We start from the raw sequence: 23,100 nt of genomic DNA on the forward strand, positions 1-23,100 counted from the left end.
AATTATAATTATCACAGGAGCTTCCAGCGGAATTGAGAAAGCTATAGCAATTGCTTTCAGAAAAGGGGGAAAAATCGTTCTTGCTGTAAGAAAAGAAGATTGTCTCCAAACGAATGTACCCCCTTTTCATTATTCAAAGAAAGGAGAAGAGGAATCAGAAGATGACATGATGTTGTCAGGTTAATTAGTTTATACTAAATTTATATTACTATTTGATGATTTCATGGAAAGAGGATGGGGAAATAGATGGAAACTAGATGTGCATGGGCAAATTCGAGTGATTTGATGCGAGAATATCATGATAAAGAGTGGTGTGTTCCAAGTAATAATGATCAATATTTGTTTGAAATGCTAGTACTTGAAGGAGCACAGGCTGGATTATCTTGGTCTATTGTATTAAAAAAGCGCGAGGCATATAGGAAGGCTTTTCATCATTTCGATTTAAAGTACTGTGCGAACCTGACAGAAATAGAAATGGAAAATATCCGAACCAATACGGAAGTTGTTAAACATCTGTTAAAGATTAAGTCAGTTAAAAGCAATGCAATAGCAATTATGGAAATTCAACGAGAATACGGCAGTTTTGCAAAATTTTTATGGTCCTATGTAGACGGAAAACCAATCATATCAAATTGGCAGTATGATAGCCAAATCCCGGCAGAAACCGATCTTTCAAAAAAAGTCAGCAAAGATTTGAAAAAAAGGGGCTTCAAATTCGTCGGTCCTGTAACCATCTATTCCTATCTGCAAGCATTGGGGTAGTCAACGATCACATTACTAGTTGTGCTTTTCATGGGAATAAAGGGAAGCATGGGGACGGCTCTACTGATTCCCTTAATAATTGAAATCAAAGGGATCGTTATGAATAAAGAGAGCAAGGAAATAGATTTTACTGAAGCGCTGGAGCAAGCAAAATATATCCGTGGTTTATATAACCAGATGGAACAGTTAAGTATTGGAAGGAAATGGACAATGCAAGAAGATATGCTCGGGTTTTCAACAGATGTTGGTGTACTAGGACGCTTTAGTGATGGCAAGCAGTGGTACATGGGGGTATGCTGGAGACGAAAAGGAAGAACTTAAGCACAAGTTGTCCGGTGGATTATGGTATTAAGTAATCATCTAGATATTGATATAACAAAAGAATACCAAGCTTTTATAACCAAGCTCGATACAAACCTTACAAAGAGCATAAAGGAAGCGGAGGAAGGAAGCAGAGGGACGGTTCTACTGATCCCTCGCTTTTTTTGTTCACATACTAAGAAAAACGATCAAGGGAAGCGAAAGAACCGTCCCTATGATCACTTAAATAAATGAGGAGTTTCTTCCCATAACTTAAGTGCAGTTCCTTTATCTATAGCCCAAGGTTTGACGCCGACTCGATTTTGATTACTATCGTCTGTGGCTAAAGGAGCTAAATCTCCATTTTCGCAATAAACCCCGCCATATCCTGCTAATTGTGGGCTTGTTGCACACCAAACAATGGTTGCGGCACCTTCTTTTATTGTTTTATGTTCATTGTTATAGCTATCGTAACCACGTTCTCCGTTTTTATTGATTGCTCCCATTGCGGACAATTCTTCATCTGTTAAATTATGAGAAAGGTTTGTAACGATACTTCCTGGATGTACCGCGAAGGAGCGGATATTGTCTTTTTTATACAGTTCATCAAGAGCTACGCTAAATAATGAAACAGCTGTTTTGGATTGTCCATAAGCCACCCACTTATCATAAGGCGTGTGTGTAAAGTTAGGGTCCTCAAAATGAAAAGGAGAAAACCAGTGTGCTCTTGAGGTTAAATGGACAACTCTCGCTCCATTCGCTTGCTTTAGTTCGGGAAGCAACGCTTTTGTTAAAAAGTAATGGCCTAAATAATTTGTTGCTATTTGTAGTTCATTTCCCAAGCTATCATAGGATAGAGGAGTAGCCATGATTCCGGCACTATTAATTAGTATCTCTAATTTTTGATGATTTTTTTTGAACCATTGGCTGAATGAGTTTATGGAATCCCTGTTGCTTAAATCAAATGAAGCAGGATAAAGCTCAATATTTGGAATTCCAGCTAAAGAAAGTTTAGCCTTACCTGGATTTCTTACTGGAATAACAATTGTTACCCCGGCATTTGCTAATGTTTTCGTTGTTTCTAAACCAAGGCCAGCTGCTCCACCAGTAATAATGACCGTTTTACCTGTTAAATCTATATTTTCAATTACTTCATCTGTCGTTGTTCTTGCTGAATTTCCTGTTAGTAATGGTTGTTGCATTATTTTCCGCCACCTTTGAGGGTACTAAAGTGAGAAATTTTGTATTGCACCTTTTCTAAAATTTGCTGGCGTTTGGCTAATTCCGCTTTCATTTTTTCTGCATGTTCCTGTAAAATACTATAACATTGCTGGTTATCGTTTTCTTTATAAGCATCTACATACTTTTTAATTTGTTCCAACGGCATATCGGTATCTTTTAAATTAACAATAAATCCTAAATATTGAACGATATTGTCATCATATACTTTGTAGCCTCTGTCATTTTTCATGGGGGCATCAATGAGTCCCAATTTTTCATAATAACGAATAGTAGGAATCGATAAGCCAACAAGCTTAGCAACTTCTGATACTTGATACATTTTCTCACCTCGTATTTTAGACGATACAACATGAAGTTAACTTTATGTCAAGGGGAAGCGTGGGGACGGTTTTACTGCTTCCGAATCATTTCCATTTATGGTATAATAAAATTAATTAGATGAATGGAGGGTTGCTTTAAGATGTGGAATTCTATCTCGATTTTATACTTTATGTAACTAATTTTATAGTACTTAAAGGCTCTGCCTGTGTGTAGAGTAATCGGGATTAGTCTGCCTATTTTTAATTTAACCTTTCATTAACGTTATTAATAATGATGTGGTGTAAAAAGGGAGAGAAATGTGCTCTCTTTTTATTTATTAAAATTGAATAATATTTTTCTCTAGATACCCAATTTTTATGAATTTAGGGTTTTTTCTGGATAAATGTTATTCCTTTTCCTTCTTCCGATTACTTAACACGCAGGCGGCCACCTGTGTGTTTTTTTATGAACAGAATGGAGGAATAGTAAATGGCAGAAAGACAAAAGGCGATAATAGTAGGCGTTCATTATGATCAGAAAGAAGATTTTTCGAATTCGATGGAAGAGCTAGCTCAATTAGCTGAGGCTTGTGATATAGAGGTAGTTGGGGAAGTAACACAGAAGTTGGATCGGGTTCATTCTGCCCATTATATTGGAAAAGGGAAGCTTCAGGAATTAACAGCTTTACTTGCTGAAAAGGATGTGCAAACAGTTCTTTTTAATGATGAGTTGTCTCCATCACAAGTTCGAAATTTGGAAGAAGCTACAAATTGTAAAATCATTGACAGAACGGTATTAATTTTAGATATTTTTGCTCAAAGAGCGAAGACAAAAGAAGCTATGCTACAGGTTGAAATTGCAAAATTGCAGTATATGCTACCTCGATTAGCGGGTTTAGGCGAATCATTAGGACGCCAAGGCGGTGGATCTGGACTAATAAATAGAGGGTCTGGGGAAACAAAGCTAGAGTTGGATCGAAGACGTATTGAGGACAGAATCAGTCGTCTGCATAAAGAATTGGATACGCTTGTTGTCCAACGTAAGAATCAACGGAAAATGCGGAAAAAGAAAGAAATGCCAAGTATAGCACTAGTTGGCTATACGAACGCTGGTAAATCTACTTTAATGAATGTGCTGATTGAAAAATTTCACGCTGCGACAGAAAAAAAGGTTTTTGAAAAGAATATGTTGTTTGCAACATTGGAAACATCTGTGCGAAATATAACATTGCCAAATAATAAGTCCTTTTTATTAACAGATACTGTTGGATTCATCAGTAAATTGCCACACCAATTAGTAAAAGCATTTCGATCTACCTTAGAGGAAGTGGCTGAAGCTGATTTACTCATTCATGTCGTAGACTTCTCCAATCCGAATTATAAGGAGCAAATAAACGTAACCAAGCAAACATTAAAAGAGCTAGGGGCAGAAAATATCCCTACTATTTATGCTTTTAATAAAGTCGATTTAGTAATGGAAGAAGTTTCAATGGCAGGAACAGATACAGTATACCTTTCTGCAAAAAAACAAATGGGAATAGATGAATTGATTGGAGTTATTACGGAAAATGTTTTTAAACAATATATTTCCTGCGAAATGAACATCCCTTACGATAAAGGAAATATCCTGTCTTATTTAAAAGAAAGGGCAAATATCCTTTCAACCGAATACAAAAACGAGGGAGTATATCTATCTATCGAATGCAAAGAAGAAGACTATAACCGCTATAGGGAATACGTAATGTAAGTGCGCAGAGGGACGGTTCTACTGCTTCCGCTATTTTGAAAAGGGAAGCGAAAGAACCGTCCCTCTGCTTTCATTCTACATCCTGTATATACATCGAAAAATCTGCTGACTCTCCGTTTACTATTAAGGCCCCATCATCGGTGAAGCGGGGCATGACTAAGCGTTCTTTTATTTTATTGAAAGTGGGAAGTTCCTCCAAATTTTCATTCTCTAATCGATATAGTTTTACTGTATCGGTATTTTTGTCCACTATACTTAGTGCAAGGTAATTTTTATATACTGCATAATTATTAAAGGGGGGAGTCTCTATTTTGTGAAAAGTGCCATCGGTGAGATCGATATAGCCTAAAATAGGTGAATTTTCATCCTCATTTGAAAATGCAGCATATATTTTATTGTTCATTAAGATAACATTTTCTGCCGCTTTATAAGGAGCTCCATATTTTCCAATTTGTTTTAGAGTGGTTAGATCATAGACGTAAAATTCAGTTGTATTTCCGTTATTTGATTTAAACTGTTCAGGTATAACAAGTAAATTATCATATAAACCGGCTTTGCTGTTTCTGCCTATTCCGGTGAAATCATGAAGGTTAGTTTCCTCCATTGTTATTAAATTTAACTGCTTATAACCCGAAGCATCATTATAAATTAACATATCCTCTTGGAGTTGAATATCCCCCAGAACGGTCTTTTTCTGTTCTTTCTGCAATGTTGTCTCTCGATTTAAAATATAGATATTATTGTTTTTTTCTCCCCAAATAAGCCAATTTTTATTTGCAGCCAGTGTATAAATATCAATATTCTCACTAGACTCAATAAGTACTTCCCGTGAGTGAGACGAAAGGGAATAAGAATATATCGTTTTTTTATCTGCGTAAATTAATTCGTTTGTATCTTTTATAAAGATAGAATGAATGAAAGAAGAATAATCACCATTTGGAATAGTTACTTTTTCCAATGGTAAATTAAAAGAAGATCTTGTTGAAAACCAATTGGATAGCGACGGACCAATTAAAATAATGAGAAGGCTAATAATGGCAAGTGTGCTGAATATGGGACGAAATAATCGTTTTTTCGGATGAATGGTACTTTGTAACTGCTGATTTGCTTTTCGTAAAATTCTTTGTTTATTTTCTTCGGAAAGGGTGATATCAGCTGGGATTGATTCATCTAATAATTGTTTAATGTTATTTGGCACGATCTATTTCCTCCTCACTTATGGTTAATTGCGCTTTTTTCCGTCCTCTCGCTAGTCTTGTTTTAACAGTGTTGCTGGAACAGTTTAATATCTCGCTAATTTCTTTTATAGATAATTCAGCATAGTAATATAACCATATGACTTCCTTGTATTTAGCTGGAAGTTTATTAAGCAATGCGGCAAGATAATGCTTATCTTCTTGTTTTAAATAGGCTTCTTCTGGTGTCTCCTTATAGATTAGAAAAGTGCTAGCAAGCTTGGAAACTTCTATTTTTCGAAAGGCCCAGCTTTTAAAATAATTTCGGCACTCATTTACAGTCATACGATATAAATACGTTTTAACACTAGATCGACCCTCAAATTGTTCGAGATGTAAGTAATAACGGATAAATACTTCTTGCACAATGTCCTCTGCTTTTTCTTTGTCTTTCACAAGGGCATAGGCAAGTCGGGTTAAATAATGGCCATATACATCCATCGCGTTTGTGAGCAATTTATCTCTTTCATGCTTTTCCACATTTCCCTCTCCTTTCTACCTATTGTTTAGACAAAGCAAACAGAAGAACGGTTTCTATTTTATAAAAATTTTATCCCACTCTTAACAGGCAGTAAGACTCTCCCCTCAAGCTTATGAGTATACGAGGAAGATAGGTGGGAGATCAACTGTCCGTAAAGGTCCGATTGGTTCAACTAACCATCAGTGGGGGAGGAAGGAAAATCCCCACTGATGGAAGTTTCACTTTATTCTAGCACTACAAAGTAAACAATGTTCATATAATTTAAATGGAAGCAAAAAGGGGGCCAATTGAGATGAATGTTTATGATTGTGTGGTTATAGGGGCTGGTCCAGCGGGAATGAGTGCGGCGCTTATGTTAGGGAGGGCAAGAAGAACGGTTGCTGTATTTGATGATGGGACGAACAGGAATAGAGTAACCCATGAATCACATGGTTTTCTTACGAGAGATGGGATAAGTCCTCAAATGTTTAAAGATTTAGGTATAAATGATCTGATGAAATACCCAAGTATTTCTTACCATAGAGCTACAATAACGAAAATCGAAAAGGTAAAAGCAGGAGGAGCTTTTCTTGTTAAAACAAAGAATCACGAAGAATACTTAACGGAGAAAATCATTTTAGCAACTGGAGTTCAAGAGGTAATCCCGATTCCAAATGTGAGACAATATTATGGAAAAAGCCTATTTAGTTGTCCGTACTGTGATGGGTGGGAACTAAGGGATCAAGCCCTTATTCTCATTGTCCATACCGAAGCGCAAATCTTACATATGGGGAAATTAGTTTATAATTGGTCAAAGGATTTAGTGATAACAACTAATGGAGCAGCTGTTTCAGCAGAGACTAAGGGGGCTTTTCAAAAGCGAAATATCCCAATTATCACAGAACCGATAAAAGGCATAATTGGAGAAAATGGATTCCTTCAACAAATCGAGTTTAGATCAGGAAGGAAAATGGCACGAACTGGTGGTTTTGTTGTTCCCTCTTATTACCGTTCCAATCAGTTTGTGGAACACCTTGGATTAGAAGTTCATCCTAATGGGGCAATAGTAACGGATGGATCCGGCCGCACAACAGTCAAAAATATTTATGTGGCAGGAGAAGTGGAAAAGGTAGCTTCATCCTCTATTCTCCTGTCCGCTGCAGATGGAAGTAAGACTGCTATAGCGGTGAATACAGACTTAATGCTGGAACGATTTTAAAGGAATTAAAGGGGTGGTTCTTGTGCTTCTATTCTTTCTAGTAGAGAAAAGGGAAGCACAAGAACCGTCCCCATGATTCCCTACTAGTTTAGAAAAAACATCGCTTAGAAGAACTGTAATGGTAGAATAGATTCAAGTAATATAAACGGCAAGAGGTGGAATGAAAATGCGATTTATCATGGCAAGTGCCTATATGTTAGAGGAAGTTAATGAGATTTATTTAAAATGTAGAGAAAATTTAATAAAGCAAAATATCTTTCAGTGGGACGATCAATATCCAAATATTGAATATTTTCAAGTGTGCATAGATAATAAAGTATTATTCGTTTTATTAAAAGAAGACAGGATAGTTGGACATGTTGTATTAAATGAATGGCAAACAGGGGAGTGGGAGGTTATTCAGTGGAAGCGAAATAAGCCTTTGATTATTCATTCTTTCATGATTGATCCCAGTTATCAAGGAAAAGGGATCGGTTCTACGTTTGTACAATATATGGAAGAATATGCCCTTGCCCAAGGATATGATAGCATCCGATTAGATTCATTTTCAGGAAACCTTCAAGCTTTAAATTTATATAAAAAGCGTGACTATGTGGAAAGAGGAGAGATTTTCTATAAATCTAAGCCGGAAGGACATCGCAAATACCTTTGTATGGAGAAGGAACTAATATGAATATGACCTCTATTAACGAAACCAATTGTGAAAAAGTACAGCTATTTTTTCAATCTCAGTGGGGAAGCCCTGAGATAGATACCTTTCCATGGAAATGACGGAATTTCTATTAGAGATGAAATAGTACTTGTAAAGAAGTTATCGGATAAGCTACAAAAAATTTGAGGTGAGAAACTTGTCTATCGCATTAGCATTTTATGAAGAAAAATATAAACCAGAGCTGGAAAATTACCTTTTATCAGAGGAACAATTATATTATACGAGTACACCTCTTGATGCTCTAGAGAAATGTTTAGTGGAAGAGGATCGCCATCCGGTCGTTATCTTAAAAGATGGTATGGTTGCTGGCTTTTTTGTCCTTCATGGCTGGGACGGAGTAAAAGATTATAGTGAGAATAAAGGGGCGATTTTAATGCGGGCTTATTCTATTCAGCATTCTTATCAGGGGCAGGGAATTGGAAGGGAATCAATGGAGCAATTAATCCCTTTTATAAAAGAACAATTTCCAGCTAAAAAGGAAGTAATCTTGGCTGTAAATGTGAAAAATACTCGAGCCCAATACGTATACCATAAAGCAGGATTTGATGATAATGGAAGAAGAGTAATGGGGCCAAAAGGAGAACTAATTATTTTTAGCAGAGAATTGTAAAAGGCCTGTTCCGATTTAAGCAGTCAAAATTAAATAATTACAATATGCAATAAATTAACTATTATGATAGAAGAAGTGGGAAAAAAGCAAGGAGACTGGTGTGAGATTAAGGAGGAAAGAGAGGATGAACGTAAAGCTTAGGCAGATTTCGGAGGATCATTGGGAAGAGGTAGCGAATATTTATAGGTTGGGGATTCAATCAAAGCAGGCAACATTTGAGACGAGTGTTCCAACTTGGGAGAAGTGGAGCAGTAGTAAAGATTTATCATCCAGCTTTGTTCTACTGGATGAAGACGCAGATAGAGTAATCGGTTGGACTGCTATCAGCAAAGTATCAAATCGCAGTGTATATCAAGGGGTAGGCGAGCATAGTCTTTATTTGCACCCAGATTATCAGCGAAAAGGATATGGGAAATTTTTATTGGTTAAATTAATCGAACATTCTGAATCAAGTGGTTATTGGACACTGCAATCAGGTATATTTCCAGAAAATATTGCAAGCATCCAGCTTCATAAAAGCTGCGGATTTAGAGAAGTTGGTATGCGTGAGAAAATTGGCAAGTTAGATGGAGTTTGGAGAGATGTTGTATTGATGGAAAGAAGAAGTGCGAATAAGAATTTTACTGAATAAGTTAGCTACATCTCAGAAAATATACCGAAAATAAAAAGCAGAAAGGGGAAGTTATTTTAAAATGAGCCCTATTAATCTATTAAAACAATACATTGACGCGACAAACACTCATAACTTCGAAAATGTTGAACGATTATTACATCCAAAAGCGGTATATTGGTTTACAGATAAAACATGTACAGGTATGGAAGAAATAAAAAAATATTTTGAGATTGCATGGGATACGATTAAGGAAGAAAAGTATTCAGCCGCAGATGTAGAGTGGCTAGTTGTGGAGAATGACTCGGCAACATGTATTTACAATTATCATTATGAAGGATATTTTAAAGGGAAATTCATAAAAGGAAGTGGACGAGCAACAAATGTTTTTGTAAAAGATAGTGAACAAAATTGGAAAATTATTCATGAACACTTGAGTAGCATCTAATGAAATTGATAAAAGAGGACCACTCAGTTTACTATCGTCTCATCAAGATTCGAAGAAAAACTGAGTGGCCGACTTCATGTTCAGTACAAAATCATCGGATTATGATTGAAAAAACTGGCACCCTGTTATAACTTCAACGTCATAAACACACTATTCGGATCTTCCACATAATCCGAAAACGGGCCGCAATACTGAAATCCTAAATTTTCATATAGTCTTTTGGCAGGCAAGAAAGCATCCATGGAACCTGTCTCTAAACTTAATCGGCTATAACCACGATTTTTGGCTTCTGTGATAATATGGACAAGTAATTTTTTCGCTACGCCTTTGCGTAAGTGATGAGGAGATGTTTTCATCGATTTTATCTCTCCATGCTTGTTATTAAGTTCCTTTAACGCACCGCAGCCAGTTAGCTCCCCGTCTTCCCATGCACTCCAAAAAGTTACTTCTGGTTTTCTCAATCCTTCTACATCAAGAGCATGTATGCTTTCAGGCGGTGAGTGGAGGGTCATGCTATGTAAATGATCTTCTAATAAAGCGATAACTTCTTTTGATGTAACATGATCGATAATAATTTTCATCCCCATCAACCTTTCTATTTATTTAATACTATTCTACTTTTTTACTTGTTCCAGTGGAATGAATTATGTGCATTTTAATTGGAAATATTTAATGGAAATATCTTTAGTTAAAAATGTTTGCCTTTGAGGTATTTTTTTTGTTATTATATTCACATTAGATTTCAATTTGAAATAGGGAAAGGAAAATGAAATAAAATGAATATCTTAGTAGTAAAAGCAAACAATCGTCCAGCTTCTGAAGCTGTATCAAGCAAAATGTATGAAACGTTTATGGAGTCTATTAAAGGTGCTGAAAACCTTAATGTAAATGTATATGATGTATATGCAGAAGATACTCCTTACTTTGGTCAAGAATTATTTGATGCTTTTGGTAAAGTACAAAGCGGAGAAGAATTAACAGATATCGAACAACGCTTATTAGCTGCTAAACAAAAAGCGATGGATGCTTTAACAGCTGCTGATGTAGTAGTTTTTGCATTCCCACTTTGGAACTTAACTATTCCAGCTAAATTACAAACATTTATTGATTATGTATATGCTGCAGGCTTTGCATTTAAATTTGATGCAGAGGGTAACATGATCCAATTAATGACAGATAAAAAAGCAATTCTTTTAAATGCTCGTGGTGGCATTTATTCTACTCCAGAAGCTGCTTCATCTGAAATGGCAGTTAACTATATGCGTGCTGTATTTGGCGGCGTATTCGGAATGGAAATCATTGACGAAGTGATTATCGAAGGTCATAATGCAATGCCTGATAAAGCTGCTTCTATCATTGAAGAAGGTCTACAAAAAGTAACTGCTGCTGGAACTAAATTAGTAGCACAAACTGTTTAATTAATAGATAAGATAGCAAGCTAAACTCTGTCTGAAATTTATTTTTCAGATGGGTTTTTTTATGGAAAAAAGATTATACTAGGAAAAGGGCATATTTAGGACATATGTCCTTTTCCTATTTTTAGAATTCGATTATCTTTAAAAAGGAAATTAAATAACAAGGGGTCGAACAAATGAGAGGTATTTTATTTGCATTTATGGGTGGTGCATTTATTACTCTACAAGGAGTGGCAAATGCAAGAATTAGCCAAGATATTGGTTCATGGCAGGCAGCTGCAATTACACAATTTACCGGGTTTGTACTTGCCTTTTTAATCTTATTGCTTGTTAAAGAAGAAACCTTTTCAAAATATAAACAAGTAAAGCCGCTGTATTTGGCTGGAGGATCTTTTGCATCAGTTATTATTTTTAGTACGATTACAGCGATGCATTTAGTGGGCGCTACATTAACAATCTCAACGGCTTTAATTGCACAGCTATTTATGACCTTTATAATAGATAGCAATGGCTGGTTCGGATTAGAAAAAAAGCAAATGAAGGCTCCGCAGTTTATTGGCATTGGTATGATGATAATAGGTGTTCTTTTATTAAAAATGTAAGGAGAACCATTCATGAAAGTAATTGGTAATCTGGAACAGGTAGAAGAATATATTCGCACATTTCAATTAGAAGCAATTTTTCCTGAGAAGTTGAAAGAGCATTTACACCTTTATGCCTTTAAACAAGGGGAGTTTATTTGTACACAAGGGCAGACGGCTGAATATATTTATATTTTGGTGGATGGGAAAATTAAAATATATACAACTACAGCGGAAGGAAAAACATTAATCCTTTCTTTTAAAACGCCATTGGAAATGGTAGGCGACGTGGAATATATAAGAGATACGGATATTCTTAATACAGTGGAAGCTATAACAGACGTAATGATGATCGGTGTTCATAAACGACATTTAAAACAATATGTGAGCGATTATGCACCCTTTTTACAGTTTTTGTTGGATATTATCACGAAGAAGTTTTATATCAAATCAAGTTCGATGCGCTTCAATTTATTTTATCCAGTCGAAGTAAGATTGGCTAGTTATTTATTGTCTGTTTCCTTTGATAAGGAGGATCCATTATATGATACGGAGCGTAATAAGATTAACCTAAAAGATACAGCCAATCTAATTGGTACTAGTTACCGTCATTTAAACAGAGTGATACAGCAATTTTGTCAGGATGGCTTGATTGAACGGAAAAAAGGGTTTATTGTGGTGAAAAATCGTGATGGTTTAACAAATTTAGCTGGTAAAAGTATTTATGAAGAAGGATTGGGTGAATAAAAAATATGATTTATGGCTTACTTATTGCTTTTATTAGCGGTAGTCTTGTTGGGTTGCAAAATATATTTAATAATCGAGTAAATCAGAAGGCGGGCCTTTGGGCTACTACAACGCTTGTGTTAGCGTTAGGGTTTATTGCGTCTTTTATTCTGGGCTTTATTACGGAAGGAACAGGACTTTTTCATTTAGAAAATATGCAGACATGGTACTGGTTTAGTGGAATTATCGGGGTCGGTGTTGTTGTTTGTATGACAAAGGGGATTAGACATTTGGGGGCAACATATGCTGTTTCGATCTCCTTATCTTCTCAGCTTATTTTTGCTTTGCTGTTTGATTCCTTCGGTTTATTGGGATTAGATAAAGTTCCATTTACTTCAAAGCAGTTAATTGGAGTATTGGTCATTATCGGTGGAATCCTTGTTTTTAAAATGGGTGGAACATCAGAGAAGAAACAGCCAGTGAAAGAACTGGTGAAAAGATAGGAGAGGATTTTTATGCAGGGATTATTGAATAATAAGGGAGAGACAATGCTAAATACGACTCCAGCAACTAAGGAAAAAAGGAACATAAAGTACTATCAAACTTTGCTTTTTGATGTGGATGATACCTTATTAGACTTTGTAGCTGCAGAAGATCAAGCTTTTCGCTTATTGCTACAGGAACAAGGGATATCATACAGTGATGAATGGAAAAAGCAGTATCAAGAGCTAAATCAAGGTCTATGGAAGGCGTTTGAAGGAGGAGAAATTACGCGTGATGAGGTAGTCAATACAAGATTTACGCTCTTCTTTGAAAAGCTGGGCAAGAAAGTAGACGGCGTTTTATTACAGCAAAGCTATCGTGCGTATTTAGGAGAAGGAAGTCAGTTACTAGATGGAGCGCTTAATCTAATACGAAAGATTTCAAATCATTTTGATTTATATATTGTGACCAATGGTATATCTAAAACGCAAGAGAAGCGTTTAAAATCCTCTGGACTATACCCATATTTTAAAGCAGTATTTGTCTCAGAAGACACTGGCTATCAAAAGCCAATGAAGGAGTTCTTTGATTATTGCTTTGAGCGAATTCCACAGATCAACAAAGAGTCTACTTTAATTATTGGTGATTCATTAAGCGCCGATATACAAGGCGGTTACAATGCAGGAATTGATACATGCTGGGTCAATCCATTGAAAAAGGAAAATAATTTAGATGTGCAACCAACATACGAAATCACAAGTCTTCAAGAGCTGCTCGTTCTTCTTGAACGAGAAAAACAATCGGACCATTAATGGATCGATTGTTTTTTGTCTTCCTTATCAAATTTTTGAATAATGCCAAGACAAGTTCTGGAAAGTAAGAAAGTACATGTTTCTGTCAACAAAGTATGATACCAATGCCAGCCCTTTTTATATTTTATTAAATTTGTGTATCTTTCGAACAGAGCTTCCAAGATAGTCATTGGAATACTAAAGTAAAAGGATTTGAGTATAATTCCAGGTATTTTGGAATGATAACTTATTTGATTAAAAGCGACGCAAGTGATTGGGAATAACAGATAATCAAATAAAATATTGATTTGAAAATTTTTGGGGAGAAATCGAACAGGGAAATTAAGCCATTTTTCAGTAGTAACAATACTATCAATAAAGCTGGACACATAGCCTTTAAAAAAGAAAACCAGAAACCAATCCTTTACTGGTTTTTTTCTAAAAATAACTGGTAAAAGCCCAATTCCCAAAAATAAGAGAAATCTTAATATCTTCCGTTCCACTATAATCACCCGTCTAGTTGCAAATTATCCTTCCTTCTGGTCGTGATAGGATTTTATTATCTTACCCAGATAGCAAGAAAATATGAAAAAAAGCATCCGAATAGATGCTTCAGATTGTAGAAAAACCCCCTATTTTTAAAAGTATGATTTTGAAAAAGGGGGTTTTTGATGTTTTAATTGATTTTTACCACAACATATGGAATATAAGGTATTATTAAAACACTATATGTTGTATATCGGAATTGTAAAAAAAGCTGTCGAGACTTTCTCGACAGCCTGAGCATCCGAATAGATGCTTTTTTGTCTTTTTAGCTTACTCTTAATCCGTAAAGGTCCGATAAGAGTAACTAACCATTATGGGGGATAAGGTAAAACCCCCACTTATGGAAGGTTTCTTTATAATGCGCTTTTTCGTTCAATTAATTCCGATTGAAGCAAAACGGTCTTTGGTATTTTTCGCTGATCTAAGATTTGCTCCAAAAGCAAGGAAACCCCTGTCTTGCAAAGTTCAGGTATATCAATATGAAAGGTAGTCAAAGGGGGTGATACATACTTCGCGACACTAATATTATTAACACTTATGATACTAACTCTGTTTGGAATCGATATATTATATTCATTAAAAGCTTGGAGACTTCCAACTGCAATCGGATCTGAAGCAATAAAAAAGGCAGTTGGTAACTCTTCTTTTAAGTCGTTAATTACTTTTTTCGTAACAGTATAGCCATCGTTTACAGAGAAATGCCTTTCGCCAAATATGTACTTTTCATCATGTAATCCTAAATCCTGTATATATGTACGAAAAGTAATTTCCCGAATATCCATTTCATCCTCATTTGTATCAGGGTTGTGGTATGTTCCCCCGATAAATCCGATTTTTTGATGTCCTTTTTCAATAAAGTAATCAATTGCCTTTTTTGTAATTCTTACTGTATCCGGCAGAACAGCATCATATAAATCTGGAACGGGGTTTGTATCAATGAAAACCCCCCTTTTTGTTTTCTTTCTTAGTTTTTGTATCTCTTCTGTTGAAAATGCACCTACAGCAATAAAGCCGGATATATCATTAGGAATACTTTTGACGCCATCTTCGTGTTTAAACAAATGCAACTCTATATTATGATTAAGAGCATTTTTCTCCAATTCCAATCGCATTTGTTTAAAATAAACATCTTCTAGCTCCTCTTTTTCCGTGATCCAGTAAAGGAGTGCTACTTTTTCTATTAATGGTTGAATACTTTTTCTTTCATAGCCTAATTCAAGCGCCGTATCTAAAATTCTCTTCTTAGTTTCTGGAGAAATGGAAAGTGTTGAATCATTGTTCAATAATCTTGAAACGGTCGATGGAGAAAAACCTGCTTTTTTTGCAATATCTTTAATGGTGACCATGTAAACCTCCTAAAAGCACTGTTCTACAATACTTTCATTATAAGCTATTTACTAATAAATTAGTAATGTTTTTTAGTAAATTGTTTTCCTTCGGTTGTTCTATGGTAAGTAAAGTGATTGATTGGTTTTTATAAGAAGGTTAAATTTATTTGGTGTTGAATCGTTACTTATTAAATAAAAAATGTTACTAAATATATTTACAAAGAAATAGATGTGTAGTATCCTTTTGTTAGAAAACGTTTTCAGTAAAATATTAAAGCAAAGGGTGGAAAAAAAGATGAAAAAAAGGCTGACAACAATACTTTTGAGTAGTTCTTTAGCTTTGGCACTAGCAGGTTGTGGACCGTCTGGTGAAACAAATAACGATACATCTTCCAAGAAAAATAATAATGGATATGATCTCCTTGTATGGGAAGATCAAAGTAAATCCGATGGGATTGCAGATGCAATTAAAAAATTTGAAGAAGAAAATAATGTGAAAATTAAAGTGGAAGAAAAAGCATATGCAGATCAATTAGAGGATTTACGATTAGACGGTCCTGCAGGCACAGGTGCTGATGTTATTACGATTCCCGCTGATCAAATTGGAACAGCTGTCACAGAAGGGATTTTAAAAGAAATCACAGTGGATGATACCCTTAAGGCATCGTATACAGAGGCAGCGATGGATTCTCAAATTGTAGATGGTAAAGTATACGGGCTTCCTAAAGCAGTAGAAACAACCATTTTATACTATAACAAGGACTTAGTGAGTGAAGACCAATTGCCTAAAACCACCGAAGAATGGTACGAGTTCTCTAAAAGTGTAACAAAGGACGGTAATTATGGATTATTGGCATTATGGGATCAAATCTATTATGCAAATGGTGTTTTAAGCGGATATGGCGGTTATGTATTCGGGCAGGATAGTTCTGGCACTTATAATCCAGAGGATATTGGCTTAGCGAACGATGGAGCTATCGATGGAGCAGAATATATTTCTAAATTCTATAAAGACGGATTATTCCCATCAGGCATTATCGGTGAGCAAGGTATTAACGTTCTAGACTCTCTATTTACAGAAGGAAAAGCAGCGGCAGTTATTTCTGGACCATGGAATTTAGAACCATATGCAAAAGCAGGCATCAATTACGGGGTAACGGAACTTCCAATGTTAGCGAATGGAGAGCATATGGGCTCCTTTATCGGAGTTAAAAGCTATAACGTAAGCACATATAGCAAAAACGCTGAGTTAGCGGAAGAGTTAGTAAAGTTTTTAGCGAATGAAGAAAATTCGAAAACACGTTATGAAATTACGAAAGAGGTCCCAGCAGTGAAAGCATTGGCAGAGGATCCAGCTGTAACAGAAAGTGAAAATGCGAAGGCGGTAGCCAATCAATCTCAATATTCTCAACTAACACCAGGCATTACAGCAATGGATGCAGTTTGGCAACCTGTTGACTCTGCACTTCAAACGATTGCTACTGGAAAAGCAAAACCAGAAGAAGCTCTAACTACGGCAGTAGAAACAATTAAAGGTTCTATTGCTGCGAATAGTGGAAACTAACTTGAGACAAGAAGGGACAGTACGAAAAATTACTCGTCCCTTTTAAAAGGAGAGAGGTGAAGTTTAGGTATGAGCTTCCAGGCAAATACAGTTGATAAGGATACAAAGTTTGCGAAAAAGGCTGCGTTATTATCCATTATTCCAGGATTAGGACAGTTTTATAATAAGCAGTGGGGTAAGGGAGCATTCTTCCTTGTCTTTTCTATCGCATTTATTATTGTTTTTAAGGATTTATTTAATATGGGGCTTTGGGGGATTGTTACACTTGGTGAACAAGTACCCCGGGATAATTCGATCTTCTTGCTGGCAGAAGGGATCATCGCTTTAATTGTAATTTTTTTCGGATTAGCATTTTACTACTTTAATATAAAAGACGCTTATGCGATCGGAAAGAGGAGAGAAGAAGGCTTTGATATTCCTTCTATAAAAGAGCAGTATCAAGTTCTTTTGGCAGAAGGCTATCCATATATCATTACAAGTCCAGCCTTTATTTTACTTGTTTTCTCCGTTATTTTTCCTATTCTATTTTGTTTTGCCCTTGCGTTTACTAATTACGATTTATATCACTCAGCACCAGCTAACTTAGTGGATTGGGTAGGGCTGGAGACATTTAAGAAAATATTTACTGTTGATATATGGCGTGCTACTTTTTTTGATGTATTAGGATGGACATTAATTTGGACATTAATCGCCTCAACGCTTCAAGTAGCAATTGGGATATTCTTAGCAGTGGTCGTTCACCAGAAGGAATTACGCTTTAAAAAATTCTTTCGGACCATTTTAGTATTGCCATGGGCAGTTCCTGGATTTGTTACGATTTTAGTTTTTGCTGGAATGTTTAATGATAGTTTTGGAGCAATTAACAATTCTATCTTGGCATTCCTTGGAATAGATGCCATCCCTTGGCTAACAAGTCCGAATTGGACGCGACTTGCATTGTTGCTTATTCAAGGCTGGCTAGGGTTCCCATATATATTTATTGTAACAACAGGGGTACTTCAATCTATTTCAGATGATTTGTATGAAGCAGCTACTATTGACGGAGCATCGCCTATTCAAAAATTTAAGAATATCACCTTGCCATTAATTTTATATGCAATGGCACCAATTATCATTACGCAATACACGTTCAATTTTAATAACTTCAATATTATATATTTGTTTAATGCTGGAGGGCCAGCAGTTCCAGGCTCCACTGCAGGCGGTACAGATATTTTAGTTTCTTGGATATATAAATTAACGATGCAGAACAGTCAATATGCGCTTGCTGCTGCATTAACGATTCTACTAAGTATTTTTGTTATTAGCATTGCTTTATGGCAATTCAGAAGAACGAATTCGTTTAAGGAGGTAAAATAAGATGACGAAAAAAATAGTCAGTATCAAAAAACAGCGGACGATTCGAATGACGCTGACTTACCTTCTTTTACTTTTTGTATGTGCTGCTATCATTTATCCGTTAGTCTGGACCATTGGTGCAAGCTTTAATCCTGGAAATAGCTTGGTGAGTACGCGTGTTGTCCCTGATAATCCAACGATAGGTCATTATAAAGACCTATTCCAACAGGAAGGTACTCTATATTATGGAAAATGGTATATGAATTCCATGAAAATTAGTATTCTAACGATGGTATTTTCCATCTTATGTGTATCCTATACAGCTTACGCTTTCTCCCGTTTCCGATTTAAGGGAAGAAAAAATGGTCTCATGCTATTTTTGTTATTACAGATGATTCCACAGTTTTCCGCTTTAATCGCGATTTTTGTTTTAGCGCAAATGCTTGGATTAATCAATAGTCACTGGTTGTTAATATTCATTTATGTCGGCGGTCAAATACCAATGAATACGTATTTGATGAAGGGATATATTGATTCCATCCCATTGGATTTGGACGAGAGTGCGAAGATTGATGGTGCTAGCAACACAAGGATTTTTTGGAGAATACTCATGCCTTTATCTCGACCGATGCTGGCAGTAGTTGCGATGAACGGATTTACTGCTCCATTGGGTGATTTTGCGATATCTTCAGTAATCTTGAGAAATCCAGAGTACTATACACTTCCAATAGGGCTCTATAAATTAGTCAGCGATAAAATGGGAGCAAGCTACACCACCTTTGCAGCTGGAGCTATTCTGATAAGTATTCCGGTTGCGATTGTATTTGTAGCTTTACAGAAGCATTTCGTATCTGGATTAACAGCAGGAGGAACAAAAGGATAAGAATCGGAGGGCATTAAGATGACAGATAAAACAGTAGCAGATAATCGCTTATTGCATGGTGGAGATTATAATCCTGATCAATGGCTCGATTATCCAGAAATATTGAAAGATGATTTACGACTGATGAAACAAGCCAAAACAAATACATTCACATTGGGCGTATTTGCGTGGAGTGCACTTGAACCAACAGAAGGTGAATTTCAGTTTGGTTGGCTCGATGAAAGAATCGATGCTATTCACAAAATGGGCGGAAGAGTAATTTTGGCAACACCAAGTGGGGCAAGACCAGCATGGATGTCGAAAAAATATCCAGAGGTATTAAGAACTTCTGAGAAGCGTACGAAAATGTTGCAGGGGGGACGTCATAACCATTGCTTTTCTTCTCCCATTTATCGAGAAAAAGTTGCCATCATTAATAGAAAACTAGCAGAACGTTATGGAAATCATCCTGCATTACTAATGTGGCATATTTCTAATGAATTTAGTGGTGACTGTCATTGTGATTTTTGCCAAGCGAACTTCCGCAGCTGGTTAAAAGATAAGTATGAAACATTGGAAAAACTAAATCATGCTTGGTGGGGACCGTTTTGGAGCCATACGATTACTGAGTGGTCGGAAATTGAATCGCCTTCTTCTATTGGAGAGAGTATGGTACATGGATTGAATTTAGATTGGAAGCGTTTTGTCACTGACCAAACAATTGATTTTTACAAGCATGAAATAGTGCCATTAAGGGAAATCTCTCCATCTATCCCTATTACAACAAACTTTATGGCAGACACGCATGATTTAATACCCTTTCAAAGTTTGAATTATAGTGAGTTTGCAAAGCATGTGGATATTGTTAGTTGGGATTGCTATCCTGCTTGGCACAATGATTGGGAGGAAACAAAGGACTTAGCTGCAAAAGTTGGTTTTATCAATGATTTGTATCGCTCTTTAAAACAACAGCCTTTTCTCATTATGGAAAGTACACCAAGTGGGGTAAACTGGCATGATGTGAATAAAACGAAGAGACCTGGTATGCATTTGCTATCCTCCATGCAATTTATTGCACATGGTTCAGACAGTGTTCTGTATTTTCAATGGAGAAAATCAAGAGGATCCTCTGAGAAATTTCACGGGGCAGTAGTGGATCATGATAATAGTGAAACGAATCGAGTCTTTCAAGAGGTTTCAGCAGTTGGTGGAGCTTTAGAGAAGATTGCTGAAGTAAAGGGAACGCATAAACAAGCAAGAGTAGCAATTGTATATGATTGGGAAAATAACTGGGCTTTAAACGATGCACAAGGATTCTCCGATTCAACAAAGCAATATCCTCAAACGTTGCAAAAGCATTATCAAAGTTTTTGGAAAAAGGATATTAGTGTCGATATAGTTACATTAAATCAAGAGCTTGCTTCCTATGATTTAGTTATTGCTCCAATGCTTTATATGATGTCTGACGAGACTATTTCTAAATTAGAAAGCTATGTTTTTAATGGAGGGACATTAGTAAGTTCTTATATTAGTGGTCTTGTCGATGATACGGATCTTGCACATCTATCAGGGTGGCCAGCCCCATTAAAACGTATATTTGGCATGGAAGTAAAAGAAACAGATACACTTTATCCAAAAGATCGAAATGCGCTTATTTATAATGGAAAGCAATATGAAATAAAGGATTACTGTACTATTTTTGAAAATAAGGAAGCAGATGTTTTAGCAACTTATATGGAAGACTTTTATCAAGGAAATCCTGCAGTTGTAAAAAACAGCTATGGTAAAGGAAAAACTTATTTTATAGGGGCTAGAACAGAACAGTCCTTTTTAGACGATCTCTATGAAGAAATTCAACAGGAAGTAAAGCTTCATACAGAAACTAACATTTTGCATGAAGAAGGTGTGTCTGTTCAAACAAGAGAATCAGACGATTACTATTACTTCTTTGTGATGAATTTTACCGAACAAAAGCAAACCATTATGTTAAAGGAATCCTTCTATGATTTGCTTACACAGGAAACAATAGATGAGCATGTAGAGCTTTCCCCTTATGAAGTAATGGTATTGAGAAAAGAAAAGTAATTTGCTGATGATGAAGGGACGACAGGGAAGTACTGTTGTCCTTTTTGCTAGTTCCTAAGTAGCAACCATCGCACCACCGTTTACATGAATTGTTTGCCCTGTGATATAAGAACCGTCATCGGAGGCAAGTAGCACATATACCGGGGCGATTTCATATGGCTGGCCAGCGCGCTTCATTGGTACATCCGTACCTAAAATGGCAATACTTTCGGCAGGTTTGGTTGCAGGCTGGATCGGTGTCCAAAATGGACCTGGAGCCACCGCATTAACTCGAATTTCTTCGCTTACAAGATTATTAGCGAGTGCTCTTGTATAGCTAACAATCGCACCTTTTGTAGTTGCGTAATCGATCATTTTACTTGCACCGATATAGGCAACAACTGACGTCGTGTTGACAATGCTAGCTCCTTTTTTTAAATGAGGTAAGGTGGCTTTTGTTAAATGGAAATAGGAATGAATGTTAACATCAAAGGTCAATTCCCATTGTTCATCTGTTATTGACATTAAGTCCTCTTGTAAAAATTGGACAGCTACATTATTTACTAGAATATTGATTTTTCCAAACGCCTCTAACGTTTTTTGCACAATGAATTCACAGTGTTCTTTTCTTCGTAAGTCTCCTGGAATAAGCAAGCATGAACTGCCGTAATGCTCGATTGCCTGTTTCGTTGTTTCTGCATCTGTATGCTCATCGTAATAAGAGATAACGATATTTGCCTCCTCTTTTGCAAAGGCCACTGCCACCGCTCTTCCGATGCCACTATCTCCCCCGGATATAATAGCGGTACGACCTTTTAATTTACCTGTTCCAATATAATTGGGATTATCAAAAATGGGAAGGGGTTCCATAAGGTATTCAAAGCCAGGCTGTCTTGTTTGGTGTTGAGGCGGAAAAGTCCATTTCATCTCTTCACATTTTGTTTCCGATCCATAATATTTTTTCTTCGTCACGGTGTTAACCTCCAAATCACATTTAATAAGGGGTAGGCGGAGGGGAGAGATCAATATAAGGATGGGTAGTAGGTGAAGGCTGCGTGACATGGTGTGGATGGTTCATTGTGCCGCCATGTTGATTACAGTTTAGTGGTGGTCCAAGAATAGTGGATTGATTAATAGGTGCAATCGCATTTGCATAAGCCGCTTCATTTACACAATAAGCTCTGTTAGCAATCTCTTTAGGCAAAAAGCGGAGAAAATCAGAGCCATAAACAATATCCGGTGTTGGTTGATCAAAAATAGTAAGAAAATGAGTATTGTTTCTCAATGCAACAATCCAGTGAAACCATCCTTTAGGGAACTGAGAAGCCTGCCCTGGTTTTACATGATAAGTCATAATACTTTGCGTAAAAGGATTGAAGACAGATGTTATTACTTCCCCGCTAATGACAAAAACAAGTTCATTTACATTTGTATGCCAGTGCGGCTGTACGATGATTCCTTGATTTAGATGCACATTGAATAACCCAGTATGTATAGCTGGTAATTGATCAGAAAATAATTGTGTAATGTAATTATAGGAATCCCTTTTATAATTCACAGACTGAGTTGAATCGCCAAAGAGCTGAAAGGAAGGAGAAGCTGGATTAACAGACATAATGTAGCCTCCTAGTTGTTTAGTAGAGAATTTTTCATGTATTACAAGCTTAAATATATACAAAATTAGGTTGGCCTATGAGTGGAAAATTAGTTTGTTTTATAGTGGACTGAAATGCAATGGTGGAAAATCTCATGAAAATA

General features: G+C 36.3%; 26 protein-coding genes. 17 read left to right on the forward strand and 9 right to left on the reverse strand.

Going from position 1 to position 23,100, the window contains the following annotated elements:
- The first annotated feature begins 246 nt into the window (after positions 1 to 246).
- A complete protein-coding gene (locus HHU08_RS01660; RefSeq protein ID WP_328822979.1) occupies positions 247 to 762 on the forward strand; it encodes a DNA-3-methyladenine glycosylase I in 516 nt (171 codons plus the stop codon).
- Positions 763 to 861: 99 nt separating this feature from the next.
- Positions 862 to 1,083 carry a nucleoside triphosphate pyrophosphohydrolase family protein gene (locus tag HHU08_RS01665; RefSeq protein WP_205835557.1) on the forward strand — a complete coding sequence of 74 codons (222 nt, stop codon included), beginning with the start codon at positions 862 to 864 and terminating at the stop codon, positions 1,081 to 1,083.
- A gap of 218 nt (positions 1,084 to 1,301) precedes the next feature.
- Here HHU08_RS01665 and HHU08_RS01670 read toward each other — a convergent pair whose 3' ends face one another.
- Together HHU08_RS01670 and HHU08_RS01675 are read right to left on the reverse strand one after the other, a co-directional pair.
- Positions 1,302 to 2,264, reverse strand: a complete 963-nt coding sequence (locus tag HHU08_RS01670) for an SDR family NAD(P)-dependent oxidoreductase (protein WP_169187658.1) — start codon at positions 2,262 to 2,264, stop codon at positions 1,302 to 1,304.
- A complete protein-coding gene (locus HHU08_RS01675; RefSeq protein ID WP_169187659.1) occupies positions 2,264 to 2,623 on the reverse strand; it encodes a MerR family transcriptional regulator in 360 nt (119 codons plus the stop codon). Before HHU08_RS01675 ends, HHU08_RS01670 begins: the two co-directional genes overlap by 1 nt.
- Positions 2,624 to 3,093: 470 nt before the next feature.
- Here HHU08_RS01675 and hflX point away from each other — a divergent pair, with 470 nt between their 5' ends.
- Positions 3,094 to 4,350: a GTPase HflX gene (hflX, locus tag HHU08_RS01680; RefSeq protein WP_169187660.1), complete on the forward strand. Its 1,257-nt coding sequence runs from the start codon at positions 3,094 to 3,096 to the stop codon at positions 4,348 to 4,350.
- Positions 4,351 to 4,420: 70 nt separating this feature from the next.
- Here hflX and HHU08_RS01685 read toward each other — a convergent pair whose 3' ends face one another.
- Positions 4,421 to 5,548 (reverse strand): hypothetical protein, encoded by a 1,128-nt coding sequence (locus HHU08_RS01685; protein ID WP_169187661.1) that lies wholly within the window; start codon positions 5,546 to 5,548, stop codon positions 4,421 to 4,423.
- Positions 5,538 to 6,065, reverse strand: a complete 528-nt coding sequence (locus tag HHU08_RS01690) for a sigma-70 family RNA polymerase sigma factor (protein ID WP_169187662.1) — start codon at positions 6,063 to 6,065, stop codon at positions 5,538 to 5,540. Before HHU08_RS01690 ends, HHU08_RS01685 begins: the two co-directional genes overlap by 11 nt.
- Before the next feature lie 293 nt (positions 6,066 to 6,358).
- Here HHU08_RS01690 and HHU08_RS01695 point away from each other — a divergent pair, with 293 nt between their 5' ends.
- The 5 genes from HHU08_RS01695 to HHU08_RS01715 all read left to right on the forward strand — a co-directional run bounded on the left by HHU08_RS01695 (position 6,359) and on the right by HHU08_RS01715 (position 9,644).
- Positions 6,359 to 7,264, forward strand: a complete 906-nt coding sequence (locus HHU08_RS01695; protein WP_169187663.1) for an NAD(P)/FAD-dependent oxidoreductase — start codon at positions 6,359 to 6,361, stop codon at positions 7,262 to 7,264.
- A gap of 166 nt (positions 7,265 to 7,430) precedes the next feature.
- Positions 7,431 to 7,937: a GNAT family N-acetyltransferase gene (locus HHU08_RS01700; RefSeq protein ID WP_169187664.1), complete on the forward strand. Its 507-nt coding sequence runs from the start codon at positions 7,431 to 7,433 to the stop codon at positions 7,935 to 7,937.
- A 175-nt stretch (positions 7,938 to 8,112) separates the two neighbouring features.
- Positions 8,113 to 8,586: a GNAT family N-acetyltransferase gene (locus tag HHU08_RS01705; protein WP_169187665.1), complete on the forward strand. Its 474-nt coding sequence runs from the start codon at positions 8,113 to 8,115 to the stop codon at positions 8,584 to 8,586.
- 124 nt (positions 8,587 to 8,710) lie between these two features.
- A complete protein-coding gene (locus HHU08_RS01710) occupies positions 8,711 to 9,217 on the forward strand; it encodes a GNAT family N-acetyltransferase (protein WP_169187666.1) in 507 nt (168 codons plus the stop codon).
- 61 nt (positions 9,218 to 9,278) lie between these two features.
- Positions 9,279 to 9,644: a YybH family protein gene (locus HHU08_RS01715; protein ID WP_169187667.1), complete on the forward strand. Its 366-nt coding sequence runs from the start codon at positions 9,279 to 9,281 to the stop codon at positions 9,642 to 9,644.
- A 125-nt stretch (positions 9,645 to 9,769) separates the two neighbouring features.
- On the opposite strand, the gene HHU08_RS01720 is transcribed toward HHU08_RS01715, so the two are convergent.
- Entirely contained in the window at positions 9,770 to 10,225 is a 456-nt protein-coding gene (locus HHU08_RS01720) for a GNAT family N-acetyltransferase (protein ID WP_169189587.1), read from the reverse strand.
- A gap of 195 nt (positions 10,226 to 10,420) precedes the next feature.
- Here HHU08_RS01720 and HHU08_RS01725 point away from each other — a divergent pair, with 195 nt between their 5' ends.
- From HHU08_RS01725 to HHU08_RS01745, 5 genes are all read left to right on the forward strand, one after another.
- Positions 10,421 to 11,062 (forward strand): FMN-dependent NADH-azoreductase, encoded by a 642-nt coding sequence (locus HHU08_RS01725; RefSeq protein ID WP_101729111.1) that lies wholly within the window; start codon positions 10,421 to 10,423, stop codon positions 11,060 to 11,062.
- Positions 11,063 to 11,235: 173 nt separating this feature from the next.
- The gene (locus HHU08_RS01730; RefSeq protein ID WP_016201395.1) at positions 11,236 to 11,661 is read left to right on the forward strand and encodes a DMT family transporter; all 426 of its coding nucleotides are present in this window, start codon (positions 11,236 to 11,238) and stop codon (positions 11,659 to 11,661) included.
- 12 nt (positions 11,662 to 11,673) lie between these two features.
- A complete protein-coding gene (locus HHU08_RS01735) occupies positions 11,674 to 12,387 on the forward strand; it encodes a Crp/Fnr family transcriptional regulator (protein ID WP_101729110.1) in 714 nt (237 codons plus the stop codon).
- 5 nt (positions 12,388 to 12,392) lie between these two features.
- Entirely contained in the window at positions 12,393 to 12,869 is a 477-nt protein-coding gene (locus tag HHU08_RS01740; protein WP_169187668.1) for a DMT family transporter, read from the forward strand.
- 84 nt (positions 12,870 to 12,953) lie between these two features.
- The gene (locus HHU08_RS01745; protein WP_040342661.1) at positions 12,954 to 13,661 is read left to right on the forward strand and encodes a YjjG family noncanonical pyrimidine nucleotidase; all 708 of its coding nucleotides are present in this window, start codon (positions 12,954 to 12,956) and stop codon (positions 13,659 to 13,661) included.
- On the opposite strand, the gene HHU08_RS25855 is transcribed toward HHU08_RS01745, so the two are convergent.
- Together HHU08_RS25855 and HHU08_RS01750 are read right to left on the reverse strand one after the other, a co-directional pair.
- Positions 13,658 to 14,152, reverse strand: a complete 495-nt coding sequence (locus HHU08_RS25855; RefSeq protein WP_367976419.1) for a CBO0543 family protein — start codon at positions 14,150 to 14,152, stop codon at positions 13,658 to 13,660. The genes HHU08_RS01745 and HHU08_RS25855 overlap by 4 nt on opposite strands.
- A 387-nt stretch (positions 14,153 to 14,539) precedes the next feature.
- A complete protein-coding gene (locus tag HHU08_RS01750) occupies positions 14,540 to 15,532 on the reverse strand; it encodes a LacI family DNA-binding transcriptional regulator (protein WP_016201390.1) in 993 nt (330 codons plus the stop codon).
- Between the two features lie 277 nt (positions 15,533 to 15,809).
- Here HHU08_RS01750 and HHU08_RS01755 point away from each other — a divergent pair, with 277 nt between their 5' ends.
- From HHU08_RS01755 to HHU08_RS01770, 4 genes are all read left to right on the forward strand, one after another.
- On the forward strand, positions 15,810 to 17,078 hold the full coding sequence (locus HHU08_RS01755) for a sugar ABC transporter substrate-binding protein (protein WP_169187669.1): 1,269 nt from the start codon (positions 15,810 to 15,812) through the stop codon (positions 17,076 to 17,078).
- 69 nt (positions 17,079 to 17,147) lie between these two features.
- On the forward strand, positions 17,148 to 18,437 hold the full coding sequence (locus tag HHU08_RS01760; protein ID WP_169187670.1) for a sugar ABC transporter permease: 1,290 nt from the start codon (positions 17,148 to 17,150) through the stop codon (positions 18,435 to 18,437).
- Position 18,438: 1 nt separating this feature from the next.
- Positions 18,439 to 19,299, forward strand: coding sequence for a sugar ABC transporter permease (locus HHU08_RS01765; protein ID WP_016201388.1), 861 nt, complete (start codon positions 18,439 to 18,441; stop codon positions 19,297 to 19,299).
- Between the two features lie 18 nt (positions 19,300 to 19,317).
- Complete coding sequence (locus HHU08_RS01770; RefSeq protein WP_169187671.1) at positions 19,318 to 21,363, forward strand: beta-galactosidase; 2,046 nt, start codon at positions 19,318 to 19,320, stop codon at positions 21,361 to 21,363.
- A 54-nt stretch (positions 21,364 to 21,417) separates the two neighbouring features.
- On the opposite strand, the gene HHU08_RS01775 is transcribed toward HHU08_RS01770, so the two are convergent.
- Complete coding sequence (locus HHU08_RS01775; RefSeq protein WP_169187672.1) at positions 21,418 to 22,314, reverse strand: SDR family oxidoreductase; 897 nt, start codon at positions 22,312 to 22,314, stop codon at positions 21,418 to 21,420.
- 22 nt (positions 22,315 to 22,336) lie between these two features.
- Positions 22,337 to 22,957, reverse strand: coding sequence for a cupin domain-containing protein (locus HHU08_RS01780; protein WP_101729105.1), 621 nt, complete (start codon positions 22,955 to 22,957; stop codon positions 22,337 to 22,339).
- Between the last annotated feature and the right edge of the window lie 143 nt (positions 22,958 to 23,100).

The sequence above is a fragment of the Niallia alba genome (assembly GCF_012933555.1).
In the GTDB taxonomy this organism is placed as follows: Bacteria; Bacillota; Bacilli; order Bacillales; family Cytobacillaceae; genus Niallia; species Niallia alba.